The 17,951-nt window shown below is 38.5% G+C and carries 16 protein-coding genes; 7 read left to right on the top strand and 9 right to left on the bottom strand.

The genetic code is table 11. The features are described 5' to 3' along the window. The first annotated feature begins 57 nt into the window (after positions 1-57). From ccoN to ASG21_RS02895, 7 genes are all read left to right on the top strand, one after another. Positions 58-2,319, top strand: a complete 2,262-nt coding sequence (gene ccoN, locus ASG21_RS02925; protein ID WP_056075654.1) for a cytochrome-c oxidase, cbb3-type subunit I — start codon at positions 58-60, stop codon at positions 2,317-2,319. Between the two features lie 15 nt (positions 2,320-2,334). Next, complete coding sequence (locus ASG21_RS02920) at positions 2,335-2,532, top strand: cbb3-type cytochrome c oxidase subunit 3 (RefSeq protein WP_056075651.1); 198 nt, start codon at positions 2,335-2,337, stop codon at positions 2,530-2,532. A gap of 10 nt (positions 2,533-2,542) precedes the next feature. Next, positions 2,543-3,421: a c-type cytochrome gene (locus ASG21_RS02915; protein ID WP_056075648.1), complete on the top strand. Its 879-nt coding sequence runs from the start codon at positions 2,543-2,545 to the stop codon at positions 3,419-3,421. Positions 3,422-3,527: 106 nt separating this feature from the next. Further along, complete coding sequence (ccoG, locus tag ASG21_RS02910) at positions 3,528-4,982, top strand: cytochrome c oxidase accessory protein CcoG (RefSeq protein ID WP_056075645.1); 1,455 nt, start codon at positions 3,528-3,530, stop codon at positions 4,980-4,982. Between the two features lie 10 nt (positions 4,983-4,992). After that, positions 4,993-5,445, top strand: coding sequence for a FixH family protein (locus tag ASG21_RS02905; protein ID WP_056075642.1), 453 nt, complete (start codon positions 4,993-4,995; stop codon positions 5,443-5,445). Next, positions 5,436-6,197, top strand: a complete 762-nt coding sequence (locus ASG21_RS02900) for a sulfite exporter TauE/SafE family protein (RefSeq protein WP_056075639.1) — start codon at positions 5,436-5,438, stop codon at positions 6,195-6,197. The genes ASG21_RS02905 and ASG21_RS02900 overlap by 10 nt, the downstream gene beginning before the upstream one ends. Positions 6,198-6,871: 674 nt before the next feature. Beyond that, positions 6,872-8,440 carry a hypothetical protein gene (locus ASG21_RS02895; protein ID WP_056075636.1) on the top strand — a complete coding sequence of 523 codons (1,569 nt, stop codon included), beginning with the start codon at positions 6,872-6,874 and terminating at the stop codon, positions 8,438-8,440. Positions 8,441-8,519: 79 nt separating this feature from the next. Here the strand turns inward: ASG21_RS02895 and fabF are convergent, their stop codons facing one another. The 9 genes from fabF to ASG21_RS02850 form a co-directional block, all read right to left on the bottom strand. Next, positions 8,520-9,761 (bottom strand): beta-ketoacyl-ACP synthase II, encoded by a 1,242-nt coding sequence (fabF, locus tag ASG21_RS02890; protein ID WP_056075633.1) that lies wholly within the window; start codon positions 9,759-9,761, stop codon positions 8,520-8,522. A gap of 63 nt (positions 9,762-9,824) precedes the next feature. Beyond that, the gene (locus ASG21_RS02885) at positions 9,825-10,250 is read right to left on the bottom strand and encodes a PaaI family thioesterase (RefSeq protein WP_056075630.1); all 426 of its coding nucleotides are present in this window, start codon (positions 10,248-10,250) and stop codon (positions 9,825-9,827) included. 13 nt (positions 10,251-10,263) lie between these two features. After that, the gene (locus ASG21_RS02880) at positions 10,264-10,869 is read right to left on the bottom strand and encodes a TetR/AcrR family transcriptional regulator (protein ID WP_056075627.1); all 606 of its coding nucleotides are present in this window, start codon (positions 10,867-10,869) and stop codon (positions 10,264-10,266) included. A 172-nt stretch (positions 10,870-11,041) separates the two neighbouring features. Beyond that, complete coding sequence (locus tag ASG21_RS02875) at positions 11,042-11,461, bottom strand: OsmC family protein (protein ID WP_056075624.1); 420 nt, start codon at positions 11,459-11,461, stop codon at positions 11,042-11,044. A gap of 258 nt (positions 11,462-11,719) precedes the next feature. Then, the gene (locus ASG21_RS02870) at positions 11,720-14,407 is read right to left on the bottom strand and encodes a TonB-dependent receptor (protein WP_056075621.1); all 2,688 of its coding nucleotides are present in this window, start codon (positions 14,405-14,407) and stop codon (positions 11,720-11,722) included. A 102-nt stretch (positions 14,408-14,509) separates the two neighbouring features. Then, entirely contained in the window at positions 14,510-14,875 is a 366-nt protein-coding gene (locus ASG21_RS02865) for a hypothetical protein (protein WP_128414203.1), read from the bottom strand. A gap of 21 nt (positions 14,876-14,896) precedes the next feature. Next, positions 14,897-15,556, bottom strand: a complete 660-nt coding sequence (locus ASG21_RS02860) for a hypothetical protein (protein ID WP_056075613.1) — start codon at positions 15,554-15,556, stop codon at positions 14,897-14,899. 113 nt (positions 15,557-15,669) lie between these two features. Then, the gene (locus tag ASG21_RS02855; protein ID WP_056075610.1) at positions 15,670-16,356 is read right to left on the bottom strand and encodes a response regulator transcription factor; all 687 of its coding nucleotides are present in this window, start codon (positions 16,354-16,356) and stop codon (positions 15,670-15,672) included. Positions 16,357-16,388: 32 nt separating this feature from the next. Then, positions 16,389-17,936 carry a HAMP domain-containing sensor histidine kinase gene (locus ASG21_RS02850; RefSeq protein WP_056075607.1) on the bottom strand — a complete coding sequence of 516 codons (1,548 nt, stop codon included), beginning with the start codon at positions 17,934-17,936 and terminating at the stop codon, positions 16,389-16,391. Positions 17,937-17,951: the final 15 nt, after the last annotated feature.

The following is a 17,951-nucleotide window of genomic DNA, read 5'->3' as shown; positions in this document are numbered from 1 at the left end:
AAAAAAAGAGAAAGAGGAAATTAAAAGTAAATTTGAAGATAAAAGTGAATAGTTAATATGGAGACACAAAAGTTTAGTTATGACAACAATATTGTCCGTGCATTCCTTTACGCAACCATAGTTTTTGGAATTATTGGTTTTACGTTTGGATTAACGGCAGCATTGATGCTTTTCTATCCTGAGCTTCCTGAGTTTTTGTTTGGTACTGATGATACAACCATCAACAGTCTGGCGTCAGGAAATATTCAGGGTTTAATGAATACGCAGGGTGCATTTGGTTTTGGAAGAATCAGAATGCTGCACACCACCACGGTGATCTTTGCCTTTGTCTGTAACATTGTTTATGTAGGGGTTTATTACTCTACTCAGAGATTATTAAAGACAAGAATGTACAGCGACACGCTTTCATGGATTCATTTCTGGACGTGGCAGCTGATGATTGTAGCAGCTTTTATCACGTTCTTTATGGGGATCAACACTTCAAAAGAATATGCTGAACATGAGTGGCCTATTGACATTCTTACAGGAATTTCATGGCTTATCTTCGGGGTCAATATGATTATGACCATCAAAAAAAGAAGAGTACGTCACCTTTATGTAGCAATATGGTTCTATCTGGGAACATGGATTGCTGTTCTTATGCTCCACATCTTCAATAATCTTGAAGTTCCTTTATCTTTTTCAGGATGGAAATCCTACTCCGCTTATGCAGGAGTGAAAGATGCTATCGTACAGTGGTGGTATGGTCACAACGCGGTTGCATTTATCCTTACAACGCCTGTACTTGGTTTGATGTATTACTTCCTACCAAAAGCAGCAGACAGACCTGTATTCTCGTATAAACTTTCGATTATTCACTTCTGGTCATTGATTTTCGTATACATCTGGGCTGGTCCTCACCACCTTCAGTATACAGCATTACCGGCTTGGGCACAGGCAGTGGGAACAGGTTTCTCTATTATGCTTATTGCACCGTCTTGGGGAGGAATGTTGAACGGTCTTCTTACACTAAGAGGAGCGTGGGATAAAGTAAGAGAAAATCCTATTCTTAAATTCTTTGTGGTTGCAGTTACCTGCTACGGTATGGCAACTTTTGAAGGACCTTTACTGGCAACAAAAAATATCAATAAAATCGGTCACTTTACCGACTGGGTAATTGGTCACGTTCACTTAGGAGCATTGGGATGGAATGGTTTCATGGCATTCGGTGTAATCTACTATTTGGTACCAATTCTTTGGAGAACTAAAATGTACTCTGTAAAAATGGCCAACTGGCATTTCTGGTTAGGTACTTTGGGTATTATTTTCTATGCTGTACCTATGTATATCGCAGGATTTACACAAGGTTTAATGTGGAAGCAGTTCAACCCGGACGGAACTTTACTGTGGAAAAACTGGTTAGATACCGTTACCGCAATTATCCCTTATTACAAATTAAGATTCTTAGGAGGTTTATTCTATCTTTCAGGAGGTCTGTTGATGGTTGTGAATGTTTACATGACTGTAAAAAAAGGATCTTTCCAGAAAGAAGTTCCTGCAGAAGCTCCGGCTTTGGCAAATATCAGCAACAAGAGAAAAGAAGGAGAAGGTTTCCACCTTTGGTTGGAAAGAATGCCGATGTTACTTACGGTATTGTCATTGGTTACTATTTCAATCGGAAGTATGATAGAAATTATTCCTACTTTATCACTTAAGAAAAGTGTACCGACAATTTCTGCGGTGAAACCTTATTCACCACTTGAACTTGAAGGTAGAGATTTATACATCCGTGAAGGTTGTAATGCATGTCACTCGCAGATGGTAAGACCATTCAGAGATGAGATTGTAAGATTTAACGGTAAAAACGGACAGTATTCTAAAGCAGGGGAATTCGTTTACGACAGACCTTTCCTTTGGGGATCAAAAAGAACAGGACCGGATTTGCACAGAGAAGGTGGTAAAAACCCAAGTTCTTGGCACTACAAACACATGTACAACCCAAGATCTACATCAGCAGGTTCTATTATGCCGCGTTACCCTTGGTTGATCTCAAACAATTTAGACAGATCTAAAATGGTTGATAAAATCAGATTTATGAAAGGTACTTACGATGTTCCTTATACAAAAGCTCAGATTGACTCTGCAGATAAATGGGCAGACAACCAGGCAGCAAAAATTGTAAGCGACATCTTTGTAGAAGCTCCGGATTTGAAGGAAGCCTATGCAAAAAGACCAAAAGGTGAGCTTGAGAAAAAAGAAATCGTTGCTTTAATCTCCTATTTACAGAGATTGGGTACTGATATCAAAACGACAGAAGTAAAAACAGCAAGTAATAACTAAACATTAAAATTTAAGATGATTCCTCAGAATTTTAAAGACATCTTATCCAACACGGACAACGTGGGTCTATACCAGACTTTGGCTTTGATCCTTTTTATTCTGTTTTTCGTTTCTCTGATTATTTACGTTTTCAGTAAACCTAAAAAATACTACAGAGAAGAAGAGCACGCACCGCTTGAGGATGACGATGATGATTTTAATCTAAAAAATTAAACAATTTATTATGAAACAAAGAACGCCAGTTTTTGTAAATATTGCTATAATAATCGGCCTGCTTATTATCTTCTATTATCTGTTCGTTCAGAGTTATGCTTTCTTTAAGTCGCCGTATTTCTGGGGTACTGTAGTGATTGGATCTATCATGGCTTACATCCACAGTGCGATTGGTGATTTGGTAGAAAACAATAAGTTTAAGAAACTTTCAAACGAAGAAAAAGCAGCTTACCTTGCTGAAAAAAAGGTTCCTTACTTCCAGAGATTATATGCAGCTGCATTCAAAAAGCAGTCTGACACTCAGGAGAAAGACATTCTTATCGACCACGGTTTCGACGGAATTATGGAGCTTGATAATCAGTTACCAAAATGGTGGGTAGGTTTATTCTGGTTTGGAACTGCATTTATGGTGCTTTACATTTCAGCGTATGCATTCACAGATTTTGCAAGCCCGCTAAAAGAATATGAAGTTGAATACAGAGAGCAGGAAGCTAGCATTGCAAAATTTATGGCAGATCAGCCACCAATTACGATAGAAAGCGCAGAATTTTCTGAAGATAACATTGCAGCAGGTGAAGAGGTTTTCAAAACCAACTGTGTATCTTGTCACTCAGAAGGTGGTAAAGGAGGTATCGGACCTAACTTAACTGACAACTTCTGGCATAACCAACCTGAGAAAACATTATTCAAAAACGTATTTCACGTAGTTGAAAACGGTGTTACCGGTACTGCGATGCAGGCGTGGGGTAAAAATGGTGTTCTTTCAGGAAACGAAATCCAGAATGTTGCTGCTTACGTATATTCTATTAACCAAATGAAAAAGCCTATTACTCCGGCAGAAGGTGGTGCACCTCCTTACGGTGATGAAGCTAAATGGGAAAAGAAATAGAAGCAGAAGTTAACCGAAAAATATAAAATGAAACATAATTTGTTATTAATTTAAAACTTAAATAAAATAGCAAATTATGTTTTTCTTTTTTTAAAATACAAAGCAAATGTCAGATACAGAAGATATAGACGTACGCGGCGGACAGGGGCAGGTAGTTGATCCCGAAACTTACAGGGACTCCATTGGAACGATGGAACAGTCCGGAAAAAGAAAATGGGTCTTTCCCCGAAAGCCAAAAGGAAAATATACCAATTACAGAAATTTTGTAAGTTATCTTTTACTGGTAATCTATTTTGCAGTTCCGTTTATAAAAATCAACGGAAATCCTTTTTTGCTTTTTAACGTCATCGACAGAGAATTCTACATCGTTGGTCAGCCGTTTTTCCCTCAGGATTTTTTCATCCTTACACTTGGAGCTATTGTCTCGCTTATTTTCATTATCATTTTTACCATAGCATTCGGAAGAATTTTCTGCGGGTGGATTTGCCCTCAGACAATTTTTATGGAATCTGTTTTCCGTAAAATTGAATACTGGATCGAGGGAGACAGAAACAGGCAGATGAAGCTCGACAGACAGGAGTGGAACAGCGAAAAAATCATGAAGCGAAGCCTGAAGTGGTCGGTTTACGTTGTCATTTCTCTCATCATCACCCACATCATGTTTATGTACATTGTGGGCTATGAGGAAGTTTTGGATATCGTCTCTCAGGGACCATTTACACATCTGACGAATTTTGTGGTGATGATTCTTTTCACAGCTGCTTTCTATTTCGTTTTCGCATGGTTCAGAGAGCAGGTCTGTACACTCGTCTGTCCTTACGGAAGATTGCAGGGAGTTTTAATCGATAAAGATACCATCAATGTTTTTTACGATTTTAAAAGAGGTGAAAACCACGCAAAATGGAGAAAAGGTGAAGACCGCAAGGCAGCAGGTAAAGGCGACTGTATCGATTGTCACCAGTGTGTTGTAGTTTGTCCTACGGGAATCGACATCCGTGATGGGCAGCAGCTGGAATGTGTAAACTGTACAGCCTGTATCGATGCCTGCGATGAAGTTATGGAAAAAGTAGGTCTTCCAAAAGGCCTTATCCGATACGCCTCTGAAAATGAGATTGAAAATAATACGGAATTTAAATTCACCGGCAGAATGAAAGGTTTTGCAATCGTTCTGGTGCTTTTAGTAGGCTTTCTTGGATTCCTGCTATACAACCGCGGTGAAATGGAAGCTAAATTCATCAAACCTGCAGGCAGCACTTTTTTCGTAAGAGACGGAAAGATCAGCAATACGTACAACTATACCTTTCTCAACAAAACCAATGATAAAAAGATTGTTACAATAAAAGTAATTGATCCTGCGCATGCAGAAATCACTTTCAGCGTGTCACAGAAAATCACTGTAGACAGAGACAAAATATCTAAGGGTACCATCAATATCAGCTTCCCTGAAAACGAAATGAAACTTTCTAAACAGAACATCACCATCGGTGTTTATGATATGAAAGGAAATTTAATCGATTCGTATCAGACTTATTTCGAGGGACCATTTAAATTACAGTTTTAAAAATTAAAAAATGAAAAATCTAAGTTGGGGACACGGCGTAATGATCGCACTTCTCGCATTTATAATATTCATACTTTCCATGCTTTTCTTATTTCCAAACGGGCAGCAGAATTCTGAAATGGTTTCAGACAACTATTATGAAGAAGAACTGCTGTATCAGCAGGTTATTGATGCCAAAGGAAGAGCCGATAAACTGGTCAACAAACCAGTTTACAGCCAAAACTCAAACGGTATCACGATCAAATTTCCTGCAGACTACAGCAACGGAAATGCAAGAATAAAATATGTCTTAAACAGAACTGACGATAAAAATCTTGACGTAAAAAAAGATGCGGTTCTGGATGAGAATAAATCATTTACAATTCCTGCGAATCTGTTGAAATTTGGAAGTTACACCCTGCGTTTAACATGGGTAAAAAATAAAACAGAATACAGAATCGATTACGATGTAGCATGGAAATAGCATTAATCATATCAGCTTTGGGGCTCGGCTTTGCATCGGGATTTCACTGCATTGGTATGTGCGGTCCTATTGCCCTTTCCATGGGGCTTACAAAAAAGCAGGCGAGCAACTATTATCTTCAGAATCTCACCTATCAGTTTGGAAGAATATTTACGTATTCTCTTTTAGGCGCGTTGTTGGGAATTATCGGTCAGGGATTTGAATTTGCCGGATTTCAGAAGTACCTCACAATCGCAGTTGGAATTTTACTGATCATCATGGCGTTATTTTCCTTTGGCGGAAAAGATTTTGCCTCAAAAATTCCATTTATTTCTAAATTTCTCTACAAGGTTAAATTTAATCTAGGAAAACTTCTGCAGAAAGCAGACTACCGCTCCAGATTCACGACGGGATTACTGAACGGTCTTCTTCCGTGTGGAATGGTCTACATGGCGCTCACAGCAAGCCTTGCGAGTGGCGGAATCTGGCAGAGTGCAACCTTTATGGCCATTTTCGGATTGGGTACACTCCCTTTTATGTTCACGGTTGTTTTGGTCGGAAATTTAATGAACCAGAGTTTCAGACTGAAGGTTCTGAAAATTATTCCGGTTGTGATGATTGTTCTCGGTGGATTGTTTATTCTCCGTGGATTGGAATTGGGCATTCCGTACATCTCCCCTCCCGCTGAAGCGATGAAGGTTTCACCCGATCATGACATCAACTGTCACAACACAGATCCTAATCACAGGCATAACCCTGCGACCTGTCATTAAATTAAATTTAATACTCGCTTTAGGATAAATAAAAGTATTCAACGTTCCCCCTTTTTATTTTCTGTTTCTTTAATTAAAAATCATTTTACAGAAAGGTGAAACACTGTTATTTTGATTTAAAATCATTTTACATTTAGTCCAAACAGATCTGTTTCAATTCAAAATCATTTTACAATCAGTCCAAACAGGTGTGTTTCAATTAAAAATCATTTTACAGAGAGGTGAAACACTGTTGTTTTAACTCAAAATCATTTTACATTTAGTTCAGACAAGGTTGTTCGTGATTAAATGCAGGCGAATCTTAACCAAAACAGATTTGTCTGAATCTGAAGCAGGTCAGATTTAGTAAAATTGGAGTGATTTATTTTTTCTGATTCAGTTTAAATTAAATTTAAATATCACTTTTAAGCTAACGCTACATCAGAAGTCTTTCTGAAGGAATCTCAATATTGAATATTCAGAATTTATAATTTCTCCAGAACAACAGAAATTCAGGTAAAACTAAATTATGATCTGTAACGGATATTTAATCTCATAAAAAGCATTGGAGAAAAATTGTCTAAATAAATTTTAAGCGAACTGAAATTTTATTCAGAGGAAATTGAAATTTTATTAAAACAAAACTACAGTTTCTACAATTTTATTTATTTTTGTCGCCTAAGAAAATAAAACACATGTTACGCAAAATTATTTCAGCATCTGCAATCTGCAGTATGTCATTCATTACCGCACAGGTGGGGATTAACAATTCAGACCCAAAATCTACATTAGACATTTCAAAAAGTACAGTTTCAGTTGTTAACGGATTACTTATCCCAAGACTGACCAGCGCAGAAGTTTTGGCGATGCCGGTTTCAGCAGCACAGAACAGCATGATGGTCTATCTTACCACCACTGTACCGTCGGCAAACCGAACGGGAGCTTACATCAATATGGATTCTCCGGCGCATTATTATTACAGCAGCACAGGGAATGTCTGGTTAAAATTTATAGATACCAATACAAAACCTACGGGTCTGGAAAGAATTTCTGCATCAGCAACCAGTTACGGATGGAGACTGATTGGTGCAACCCCGGCCAACTACGGAACATTGGGTAATTACGCTACAGACCTCTCCTGGAATCCTACCAATTTGTCAGAAACTTTTCCATATGTAGGAACCTATGCTGCTGCCTTAGCCTCAACCTCACTTACGTCAGCCGACATGGGAGCTTTAGGACAGGGTTCGTTTGTGACAGGTGCATTCAATTCAGCTAAAGGTGGTTTTTCCACATTATTGGGTGCATCAAACAAGTCTTCAACCAACGCACATTTTGCGGTGGCTTTGGGTGGTTTAAACACAGTTACAGGATTAGGATCTGTGAGCATTGGTTCTCAGAATCTTTCTACCAATACCTCAGCTATTTCTATAGGATTGAACAACACTGCATCCGGTGAATCAAGTATAGCGATGGGAATTGCTTCTGAGGCGACCAATCAAAACGCTATAGCATTGGGTCAGGGAGCCAAATCTTCAGGTACAGGATCTGTAGCAATTGGTTCAGCTTCAAATTCTTCAGGCACCAATTCTTTTGCTTTAGGAGCCGATACCAAAGCCAGCGGAAATTATTCTTTTGCCATGGGAAATAACAGTGAAGCCACAAATACATCTTCACTCGCGATAGGTTATCAAAACAAAGCTACAGGAGAATATGCTACCGCACTGGGACTGGGCACAACTGCCGGGAACCAGGGCAATACGGTAATTGGTGAATTTAATGCCGGCGATGCAAGCCCTGAGCCCAACTCATCACTTGACCGAAACAAAAAACTCTTTGTTGTGGGTAACGGGACAAGCAACACCAACAGATCAGATGCTTTTTCAGTACTCCGAAACGGAAAAGTTGGAGTTAATGCTTCTGATTTTCACATCTTATCTCAGGCCAGTGATGCCGTTTTACAGGTAAATGGAAATACAAAAACAAAAGGTCTTGTAGCCAGTTTCAGATTCGGAAATACCATCAATGCAGATGATTATACTGTAGTTTTAAGCGGTAATGTCACCCTTCCTACTTCCAGTGCTGCGAATGCAGGAAGAATACTTAATATCTGCAGTGACGGAAATTCCAGGACGCTGAGTGGAACCATTCAGGATTCGAGTGGTTCATACTCTTCGGTAGGTTTAGGAACTGGCGGTGGCGGAAGATGTTTTACGTTACAGTCTGTGGGCGACGGAAGATGGTGGATTATTGGAAGAAATTAATTTTACTGTTTTTCTATCACTTTTTCAAACAAAAAATGCCGTTCCAGATTATTGAAACGGCATTTTTTCTTACTTCAATTTAAGAAAATTTCTTAAAGACCAGCGTTGCATTATGCCCTCCAAAACCAAAGGCATTGCTCAGCGCAAAATTAATATCTTTCTCTTTAGCTTCCCCAAAAACAATGTTCACATCGGTAGGGATATTCTCATCAATTTTATGAAGATTAATCGTAGGCGGAATAATTCCGTTCTCAATGGCTTTGATGGAAAGAATGGCTTCTGCCGCTCCGGCTGCTCCCAACAAATGACCTGTCATCGATTTTGTAGCGCTGACATCCAGATTTTTACTTCCTTTAAATAACTTGCTGATCGCTTTTAGTTCAAGCAGATCTCCCATAGGAGTTGATGTTGCATGTGGATTTAAATAATCAATATCTTCCACGTTGACACCTGCTTCGGCTATTGCAAGTTGCATTGCCTTTATCGCTCCAACACCGTCCGGATGTGGTGCTGTCATGTGATAGGCATCGGCAGTCATTGCTGCTCCGGCTAATTCTGCGTAGATTTTTGCGCCTCTTGCTATGGCGTGTTCATACTCTTCCAGCACCAAAGCTCCGGCACCCTCTCCCATTACAAAACCATCACGGTCGGCATCGTAAGGCCGGCTCGCGGTGGCAAAATCATCGTTTCTTGTAGACATCGCTTTCATAATAGAAAAACCTCCGACAGATGCAGGAGTAATGGCCGCCTCAGAACCGCCACTGATAATCGCTTTTGCTTTTCCCAGACGGATGTAGTTAAATGCATCCATGATCGCAGTATTTCCTGTTGCACAGGCAGAGATGGTTGTATAATTGATTCCCTGAAGTCCAAATTTCATGGAAATCATTCCTGAAGCCATGTTGGCAATAAACTTAGGAACAAAGAACGGATTGAAACGCGGTGTTCCGTCGCCTTTTGTGAATTCCATAACTTCGCTTTCGAAAGTCCACATGCCGCCCTGTCCGGTTCCCCAGATCACACCGGTGTCGAAAGGATCCATTTTTTCCAGCTCCAGACCTGAATCTTTGATGGCTTCAGCTGATGAATACATGGCATATTGCGAAAAGAGATCGCTTCTTTTTATTTCGTTATGATTTAAATAAACTTTCGGATCAAAATTCTTAACCTCACAGGCAAAATTCAGTTTAAATTTTTCGGTATCGAAGTGTGTGATTCTGTTGGCTCCGCTCACTCCGTTGACGCTGTTTTCCCAGAATTCGGCTACATTATTTCCCAATGGCGTTACTGCGCCCAATCCTGTAATGACAACTCTTTTCATATCTTGAATAGTAATTTTTTATTTTTTTAATATCAGATTGAATTTTTAGGCTGATATTTTATTTTAACTGTTGATTTTAAACAAATTAGAAGTTCCTCTGGCAATCAATCTTGTTTTGTCCTGATTCCAGACCTCGCATGCTGCGTTGACGAACTGTTTTCCTCTTTTAATGATTTTCGTTTCGGCTACAATAATATCATTTTCTTTCGCAGTGGAAAAATAATCGATGCTGTTATTGATGGTGACGATGAAGTTTTTCTCGTTCAGAGAAAACATTGTCGCTCCAATAATGTCGTCAATAATTGCGGCTGTAATTCCACCGTGCATATTTCCCATAGGATTCAGCCACTCTTCTCTCACGGTATATTGAAATTCAATCCTGCCTTCTTCTGCAGACACAACTACAGGATTCAGCCAGCGCATAAAAGGTGATGGTGACGCCGTAAATTCTTTCCCTACAAATGATTGTAATGCCTTTAATTTGTCCATAAAATAACTGTTTTTATAAAGGATTCAGTTTGATTTCTCTGTTAATGATATCTAAAATTCTGTCTAAAGCAAGATTTAAATATTTTTCATCTCCTGTCGTTTTAGACAATAAAATCCCACCTTCGGTAAGCATAATGATGAGAGATGAATATTCTTCAGCATTAATTTCGTTTCTGAATTCATTGCTTTCCTGTCCTGCTTTAATTATGTCAGAAACAGTTTCGGCCCAAAGCTCAAATGATAATTTAACCTGATTTTTTAATGCCGGAAAAGTATCGTCCGATTCGGTTGCAGCATTCATCAGGGGACATCCGCCATTTTTAAAGACAGAAAGCCAGTTTTTTCTGTAAAAGGACACAAAAGCACATAACTTATCCGTCATCGATGGAAATTCTTCGCTGAAAGATCTTAATAAATTTTTTCTCTGGACGCCGGAATTGTATTTATAAACCTCAAGTGCAACCTCATCTTTATTTTCAAAATTTCCGTAAATGCTACCTTTGGTTAAACCTGTCGCTTCGGTAATGTCAGATAGAGACGTGGAAATATAACCCTTGGTATTAAACAAAGTGGCTGTTTTCTCGATGATAAACTGTCTGGTTTTTTCCGCTTTTGACATGATAAAATCAAATTCTAAAGCAAAGATAGTAAAAATATACCGATTGGTATATTTAAATTTAAAATTACCGTTGTTATAAATTATGTTTTGGCTAAAGACGATTTGCTTGTTAAAAAAGAAAAACGGGCTAAAGCCCGTTCCAATTGATATACATACATTAATTTTTAATATCCTAATTGCTTAAAGTAGCGTTCAAAGTAATTTCAAAGCTGAAAGCCTGACTTACAGGACATCCCTCTTCCGCAATCTTCGCATATTTCTGAAAATCCTCTTCAGAAATTCCGGGAACTTTTGCGGTTAAAGTTAATTCAGATTTTGTGATTTTTCCGGCTGCGGGGTCCAGAGTGATAACAGATTTCGTAGTCAGTTCATCTGGAGTAAAACCTGCCTGCGTCAATTCTGCACTTAGTTTCATGGTGAAACATCCTGCGTGAGCGGCTGCCAGTAATTCTTCAGGATTTGTACCTACTCCTTCCTCAAAACGGCTTCCAAAAGAGTATTGCGTTTGGTTTAAGGTGGTGCTTTGCGTTGTGATGTGACCTTTTCCTTCTTTTACTGTACCGTTCCAAACGGCTGTTGCGTTTCGTTTCATATTAAATTATTTGATGTTAAAAATTTGATTAAAGATACAAAATTGGAACCATGAATTTACGACCGGGTTTAAAACTTAGAAAAGAATTATTTAAAGCATAAGTCACAAAGTTTTCATTTTAAATGTTTGAGAATATCTAGAACACATTAGTTTGAAAATCAAAGATTTTCAAAGTGAATAATCATTCTGAGAGTTTGGCAAATACAAAAAAAACGGACAATTATAAATTACCCGTTTCAATTTTTATCTTTGGAAACATTAGAAGCTTACATCAAACCCAACGTAAAAATTGGCTTTCATAATCGGCGCATACACCATTCCGCCATCAAAATAATTTCCGAAGGGATTTCTAAAATCCACAATCGCATTTTTCTGATGATAAGAAGTCAGGTTTTCTCCACCCAGATACGCTCTTATTCTTTTATTGAAATTTCTAGAAATCTGTGCGTTTAAAATCGCATAAGATTCTGAGAATTGAGGAATTTGAAACTCAGCAGGATTTGTTGATGTATTTGGAAGTCTTTGTTTTCCAACGAGATTCAGTGTCGTATCAAAACTCCAGAATCCTTCGTTTTTATTTTTATTGGTAGCGTACGCCAGATTCACAAAACCTCTGTGCTTTGCCATAAACGGAACCTGTCTTCTGCCGTCAAGGTAATCTGCCTGAACATAGTAGTATTTGTAAGCCAGTCTTACATCAAAGTTTTTGAAAGGCGTAAAATCCCACTGCGTCTGGAAAGAATTGGCGAAGGATTTTCCATTTAAATTATAGAAAACCAATTGCTGAGGCGACCTGTCAAGATCTACCAAAACCTGATCCTGAAAATCTGTTCTGAAAAAATCTGCAACAATTGTTGATTTCTTACCGAAAAGTTTAAATTCCTGCTGAAGACTCGCTCCGTAGTTCCAGGCGATTTCAGGCTTTAAACCGTAAATATTTCCGCCATTTTGCATGATCTGAACACTTCTGTTAGAAGCAAAATACTGCTGATTTTCTGCAAATACAGAAGCTGTTCTGAAACCCCTTCCTGCAGATAATCTTAAAATCGTTTTCGGAGTAAAATCATATTTAAAATTTAATCTCGGTGTGAACTGAGTTCCGGCCAGATTATGAAAATCAACACGCGCTCCGGCAACCAAGGTGTATTTTGTACCTGTCAGTGTATATTCACCGAATGCTCCGGGCACCATTTCGTTTCTTTTAAAATCATCAGTCAGATAATTTTCTCTGTAAACATCATACATAAAACTTGCTCCCGCTTTGTATTTGTGATTGGTATTTCCAATGATGCTCTCAAAAATTAGATTCGAGTAATAAGTCTGTTGCTGACCGGAATAATTTCTAAGTCCAAAAAAACTATCCTGCTGGTGATAGACGTATTGGTTCATCCATCCTAAACTTTGGTAAGGTTTTCCTTTAAAAACATAACCCGTTTTATTCCAAACCTGAAATCTTGATATATCAATTCCGACACCGTACAGCGACTGCTGATTTTGTGGAAGTTTCCTGTCAAATCCAATCTGTCCGGCAGTTCTTTCATCCCGAACAAAGTTAATTCCGAAATGCGAACCAAAACCCGAGTGACCTAAATCATTATAATTGAGCAAATAAGCCGCGTTGATCTGTGTTCCTTTCGGCCGGTCCAGAAATGTATCTTCATTCATGTCGGTATCTCCGAAGGTTCCGTTTCCGTGAAGAAGAAAAGTCTGCGTCCAGTGCTCGTTGATAGGTTCTACATGCGTGATATTTGCTTCAGCTCTTCCGTTGAAATCGGCAAAAAGATTGAGTGCTGTTTCTGATTTTTCAGAATGCTTGATCAGTTCGGTATTGATCTGTCCGGTAATGCTTTCGTATCCGTTCGTCACCGTACTTCCACCTTTTGTAAGCTGAATACTTTCAATCCATCTTCCGGGAATCAGATTTAAGCCGTAAGCAGATGCAATTCCACGGATTTCGGGCAGTAATTCTTTGGTTAAACTGGTATATTTCTGGTCTAAACCCAGCATTTTAAGCTGTTTTGTTCCTGTTACAGCATTGCTGAAGGATACATCAACGGTAGCATTGGTTTCAAAACTTTCTGACAAATTACAGCAGGCAGCTTTCAAAAGTTCTTTAGAGTCGATATTAAAAGTGAGTCCTGCTTCCTTTTTACTCAAAGAAGTTGCTGCTTTTGTAGCTGTAACCGTAACTCCATCGATTGTTTTTTCATTGTGAGCGTGACCGTCGTGTTCGTCATTTGCCTCATCTGCGTGCTGACTTTTCTTCTCACCTTCATCGGTATGCACTTTAGGATTGGCTTCACCAAAAGGAATTTCACGGTCGTAAAGACAGCAAGACGGTAATTTGCTGTACACGTTTTCAGTAGTTTTGTACCTCTCGTTGTCATGGCCCACCTCAGCAATCTTCATCAGAATTTTGTCAGCGGATGTTTTTTTATCATTAAACTGAAGCTGAACAGTTTGTTTTTCAGCGTTCCATTCAGCAGAATCGGCACCGGCATCCTTTGCTGCTTTTTCAATTCTTGCTTTACACGATCCACAGTTTCCTTTCACGAAAAACTCATTTTCATTTTTAGAATGTCCGTGATCTTCCACTAAGTCAGAATGTGGTTTTGAATCTCTCTGATAATGACAACAGCCGGGTAGATTTTTGTAGGAATCGTCTGTGGCTTTGTATTTTTCGTTGTCGTGACCGGCTTCTGCAACTTTAAGTAAAATTTGATCAGATGAAACATTTTCATTTGTTTCAAAAGTCAATGTCTGTGAATCGATAGAATAAACCGCTGTTTTGGCTCCGGTTTTTTTGGCTGTAGATTCAATCCTTTCTTTACACATTTCGCAGTTTCCTTTGACCTGAAACTGGTTTTTAGAAAGACTTTGAGCTGAGAGGAAAGTTGTAAATAATATGAATGCGCCAAGGATTACCCTGGTAATATATAATTTCATTTGTTTAAAATTTAGATAATTTAATTAATGTAACAATTAGCAATGTAACAGTGTAACAATCAACTAAAGACTGATAGACAGATCATTGCTTCACTTAAAAAATTATCCAAGTTTTGGCGGTTGCCAGATTTCTTCTAAACTGTTTGAAATAAAAGGATCAGCGTATTGAAACTGAATTTTTTGAATCGTTGAAAATGTAGGAATATCCCAAAAATTACTTTTCGCAAATGAATTTTCTACGAAAGTGTGACAGGTCATACAGAACGAACAGCAGTCGTCATTGCAGGACTGATGGTCTTTTTTATTGTCTTTGGAATCGTGAGCGTCATGAATTTTTTCACAACATGATTCGGTTTTAGACTCTGTTTTGCAGCAGTTTTCCTGTGAAGCCTGCGCATAAAAATTATCTTTAGGAATCAGAAAAATTCCTAAACAGAAGATAATCAATATGAGCTGTATTGGTTTCACAGGGCAAATCTACAAAAATTATTACAAAGGAGCACCCACCTGCTTCGCACAGTCATGCCAAGGCTGACCGTGAGCCGGATTGGTAGCCGGTTTTGGACCTGTATTAGCCACGACTGGCTGAGGAGCCGGAGCCGGTTGTGGTGACTGAACCGGTGCAGTATTCTGTGACGTTGCGGCGGCGGCTGGTTTTGAACTTAATGGTTCGCCAACAGGGATATCGCATCTGTGACCCGGCTGACCATGAGGAGGATTCATACCCGGAGCGGTCTTGGCAACTTTTCCGTTATTGTCAATAGCAATTTTACCTGGACTTACAGAATTCGGATCGATGTTGATGGCCTGTCCTGCATTTACATTGATATTCTGACCTGAAGGCGCAGCGTTTTGAGCCGGAGCTGAGTTTAAAGGCTGACCGACAGGAATTTCACAACGGTGACCTGGCTGACCGTGCTCAGGATTCAACATACCGGGAGGCGCAGATACCTGCTGCATACCCTGAGGAACCGCGGAATTGCTGGCTATTCCTGCCTGATTCATTAGCGAAGCTTTAGGTGCGTTATTCAGTCCCGCTGTTGGTTGCTGTACCCCGTTTTCGTCTTTGATGTATGTCGGCTTCTCATCTTTTTTGCACGAAACAGCCAAAAATGTTACTGAAAATAATGCTAAAAATATATTTTTCATAATCAGATATCTATTGTTTTAGAAGATTAAGATATAAATCCTCTGAAAAACAAAATTAGCAAAACATTTCGAAATGCTTTGCCAATTTAATTTTAAAGTTATCTAAAAATCTCTTAGTTCTTTACCAAAAGTCTGAAACCTTCACCGTGAACATTGATAATTTCCAAACCATCATCATCTTTCAGAAGTTTTCTCAGTTTAGCAATATAAACATCCATACTTCTTGCGGTAAAGTAATTTTCCTTTTTCCAGATTTTTCTTAAAGCCAAATCTCTCGGCATAAAGTCGTTTCTGTGGAGACAAAGTAATTTTAAAAGTTCGTTTTCTTTCGGAGAAAGCTTGTATTCGTTATCGCCAACTCTCAATTGTCTCAACATAGAATCGAAGAAGATATTGCTGATCTTAAACTGCTCCTGTTCTTCATTTTCGAGCGTAGAACTTCTCTGCAGAATCGCTTTAATTTTATACAAAAGCAATTCAGTATCAAATGGTTTTGTAATATAATCGTCTGCTCCCAATTGATAACCTTTCAGAATATCCTCACGCATATTTCTTGCCGTCAGGAAAATAATAGGTGTGTTTTTGTCGATCTTCTTCACGTCTTCAGCCAATGAGAAACCATCTTTTTTAGGCATCATCACGTCGAAAATACAGATATCGAATTCGTTTTCTGTAAATTCCTTTAAACCTTGCTCACCATCGATTGCCAAAGTTACCTCGAAGTTGTTGATGGTAAGATAATCTTTCAGTACAGCGCCAAAACTCTGGTCGTCTTCTACTAATAATATTCGGTTGCTCATATTTTATTTTTTGTTTATTTTAAATTTTAGAATTAAGCCATTGGAAGTTTGATAATAAATGTACTTCCCTCTCCTTTATGTGAATCTACAATGACCTGACCTTTGTGAAGCTCAACTATCTTTTTTACATAGGAAAGTCCAAGACCCTGACCTTTCACATTGTGAATATTTCCGGTTTCTTCACGGAAAAATTTCTCAAATATTTTTAATTTATTCTGCGTTTCCATTCCCATTCCTTTATCTGATATTTCAATAACGTACAGATTGCCTTCGTTTCTTGTTTTCACAAAGATTTCAGGAGTGTCCGGAGAATATTTATTGGCATTATCCAGGAGATTGACGAGCATATTTGAAATGTGAAATTCATCAATTCTAAAAATATATTTAGTCGCATTGAACTCCTGCTGTAAGCTTCCGTTCCGCTGCGAAACGATCAGATTGAATGATTCTGTAGTTGCTTTTATCAGTTCCCTCACATTGGTTTCTTTCAGGAAAAGTTTCACTTCATTCCGCTCCAGTTTAGACATGTTTAAAACATTCTCTACCTGCTTTTTCATCCTGAGATTCTCCTGCTTTATCAGTGAAGAATAGTACCTCACTTTTTCAGGATTGGTGGCGATTTTATCATTTGCCAGCGAGTCTGTAGCTACAGAAATAGTAGCCAACGGTGTTTTAAACTCATGCGACATGTTGTTGATGAAATCAGTTTTTACCTCGGCGAGTTTTTTCTGACGCATCATATAATTAATGGAGATAATATAAATCCCTAAAATAGTAAGAAGCGACAGGAAAGTTCCCAAAAGCATCGGCCAGTTGTTCATCGCAAGAGATACTTCTTTCTTTGGGAAGACCAAAGCTAAAGTATAAAGCGTTCTGTCGTCATTATCTGTAAATAAAGGATAGGAATAGCTGTTGCTTTCTTTTTTATTTTTAAAAATCTGCGTCTCAAGTTTTGTCGGCTTATTGTTTTTATCCATCACACCAAATCCATATTCGGCGGTGATGCCTTTCATTTTAAGTTCCTTTGAAATTACGGAATCGAGCGTTTTCTGATCTACTCTTTTGTTGATAGGAAGATTATTGCCCTTTACCTTCACAAATTCCTTCATTTTGTAATCGCCGTTTTCAATATCCTGATTGATGTCGGCCGTGAGTGCTTCTCTTTTTGAAGTATCTCTTTTAATTCGGTACGCAGCATCATCGCTGTATAATTTCGTAAGATTCAGTGTGTCTCCTTTTTTCGAGAGTGGCAACTGTACTTTTTCAACCAGTGTTTTGGAATAAATAATCTGTCTTTGGCTCCCGGAGTCTTCTACCTGCTGAATCGTCGTCAAAGTAGGCTGATCTTTATTTGCTAAAACATTGTCTCTAAATCCTTTGTAATCTTCATTTAAAATTTTATCTACCTCAAGGTCAGAAACAGTTTTTGCCGAATTCTCCAGTACAGCATATACTTTATTCGAAAAATCCTGCTCCAACGCAGTGTAATACCTCTTCAGCCAGTAAAACTGAAGGGTAACAAAGACGATAAGGGAAATGGTCATGAAGACCGAAATAATGGGAATAAATTTATTATTCATTACATAGCAGCGTTA

It is taken from the genome of Chryseobacterium sp. Leaf394 (assembly GCF_001424105.1).
Lineage (GTDB): Bacteria > Bacteroidota > Bacteroidia > Flavobacteriales > Weeksellaceae > Chryseobacterium.
This window is presented reverse-complemented; position numbering and strand designations above follow the sequence as displayed.

Bases quoted from the DNA above. Each gene is read 5' to 3' on its own strand.
- ccoN (WP_056075654.1), top strand. From the start codon at position 58: ATGGAGACACAAAAGTTTAGTTATGACAACAATATTGTCCGTGCATTC.
- ASG21_RS02920 (WP_056075651.1), top strand. From the start codon at position 2,335: ATGATTCCTCAGAATTTTAAAGACATCTTATCCAACACGGACAACGTG.
- ASG21_RS02915 (WP_056075648.1), top strand. From the start codon at position 2,543: ATGAAACAAAGAACGCCAGTTTTTGTAAATATTGCTATAATAATCGGC.
- ccoG (WP_056075645.1), top strand. From the start codon at position 3,528: ATGTCAGATACAGAAGATATAGACGTACGCGGCGGACAGGGGCAGGTA.
- ASG21_RS02905 (WP_056075642.1), top strand. From the start codon at position 4,993: ATGAAAAATCTAAGTTGGGGACACGGCGTAATGATCGCACTTCTCGCA.
- ASG21_RS02900 (WP_056075639.1), top strand. From the start codon at position 5,436: ATGGAAATAGCATTAATCATATCAGCTTTGGGGCTCGGCTTTGCATCG.
- ASG21_RS02895 (WP_056075636.1), top strand. From the start codon at position 6,872: ATGTTACGCAAAATTATTTCAGCATCTGCAATCTGCAGTATGTCATTC.
- fabF (WP_056075633.1), bottom strand. From the start codon at position 9,761: ATGAAAAGAGTTGTCATTACAGGATTGGGCGCAGTAACGCCATTGGGA.
- ASG21_RS02885 (WP_056075630.1), bottom strand. From the start codon at position 10,250: ATGGACAAATTAAAGGCATTACAATCATTTGTAGGGAAAGAATTTACG.
- ASG21_RS02880 (WP_056075627.1), bottom strand. From the start codon at position 10,869: ATGTCAAAAGCGGAAAAAACCAGACAGTTTATCATCGAGAAAACAGCC.
- ASG21_RS02875 (WP_056075624.1), bottom strand. From the start codon at position 11,461: ATGAAACGAAACGCAACAGCCGTTTGGAACGGTACAGTAAAAGAAGGA.
- ASG21_RS02870 (WP_056075621.1), bottom strand. From the start codon at position 14,407: ATGAAATTATATATTACCAGGGTAATCCTTGGCGCATTCATATTATTT.
- ASG21_RS02860 (WP_056075613.1), bottom strand. From the start codon at position 15,556: ATGAAAAATATATTTTTAGCATTATTTTCAGTAACATTTTTGGCTGTT.
- ASG21_RS02855 (WP_056075610.1), bottom strand. From the start codon at position 16,356: ATGAGCAACCGAATATTATTAGTAGAAGACGACCAGAGTTTTGGCGCT.
- ASG21_RS02850 (WP_056075607.1), bottom strand. From the start codon at position 17,936: ATGAATAATAAATTTATTCCCATTATTTCGGTCTTCATGACCATTTCC.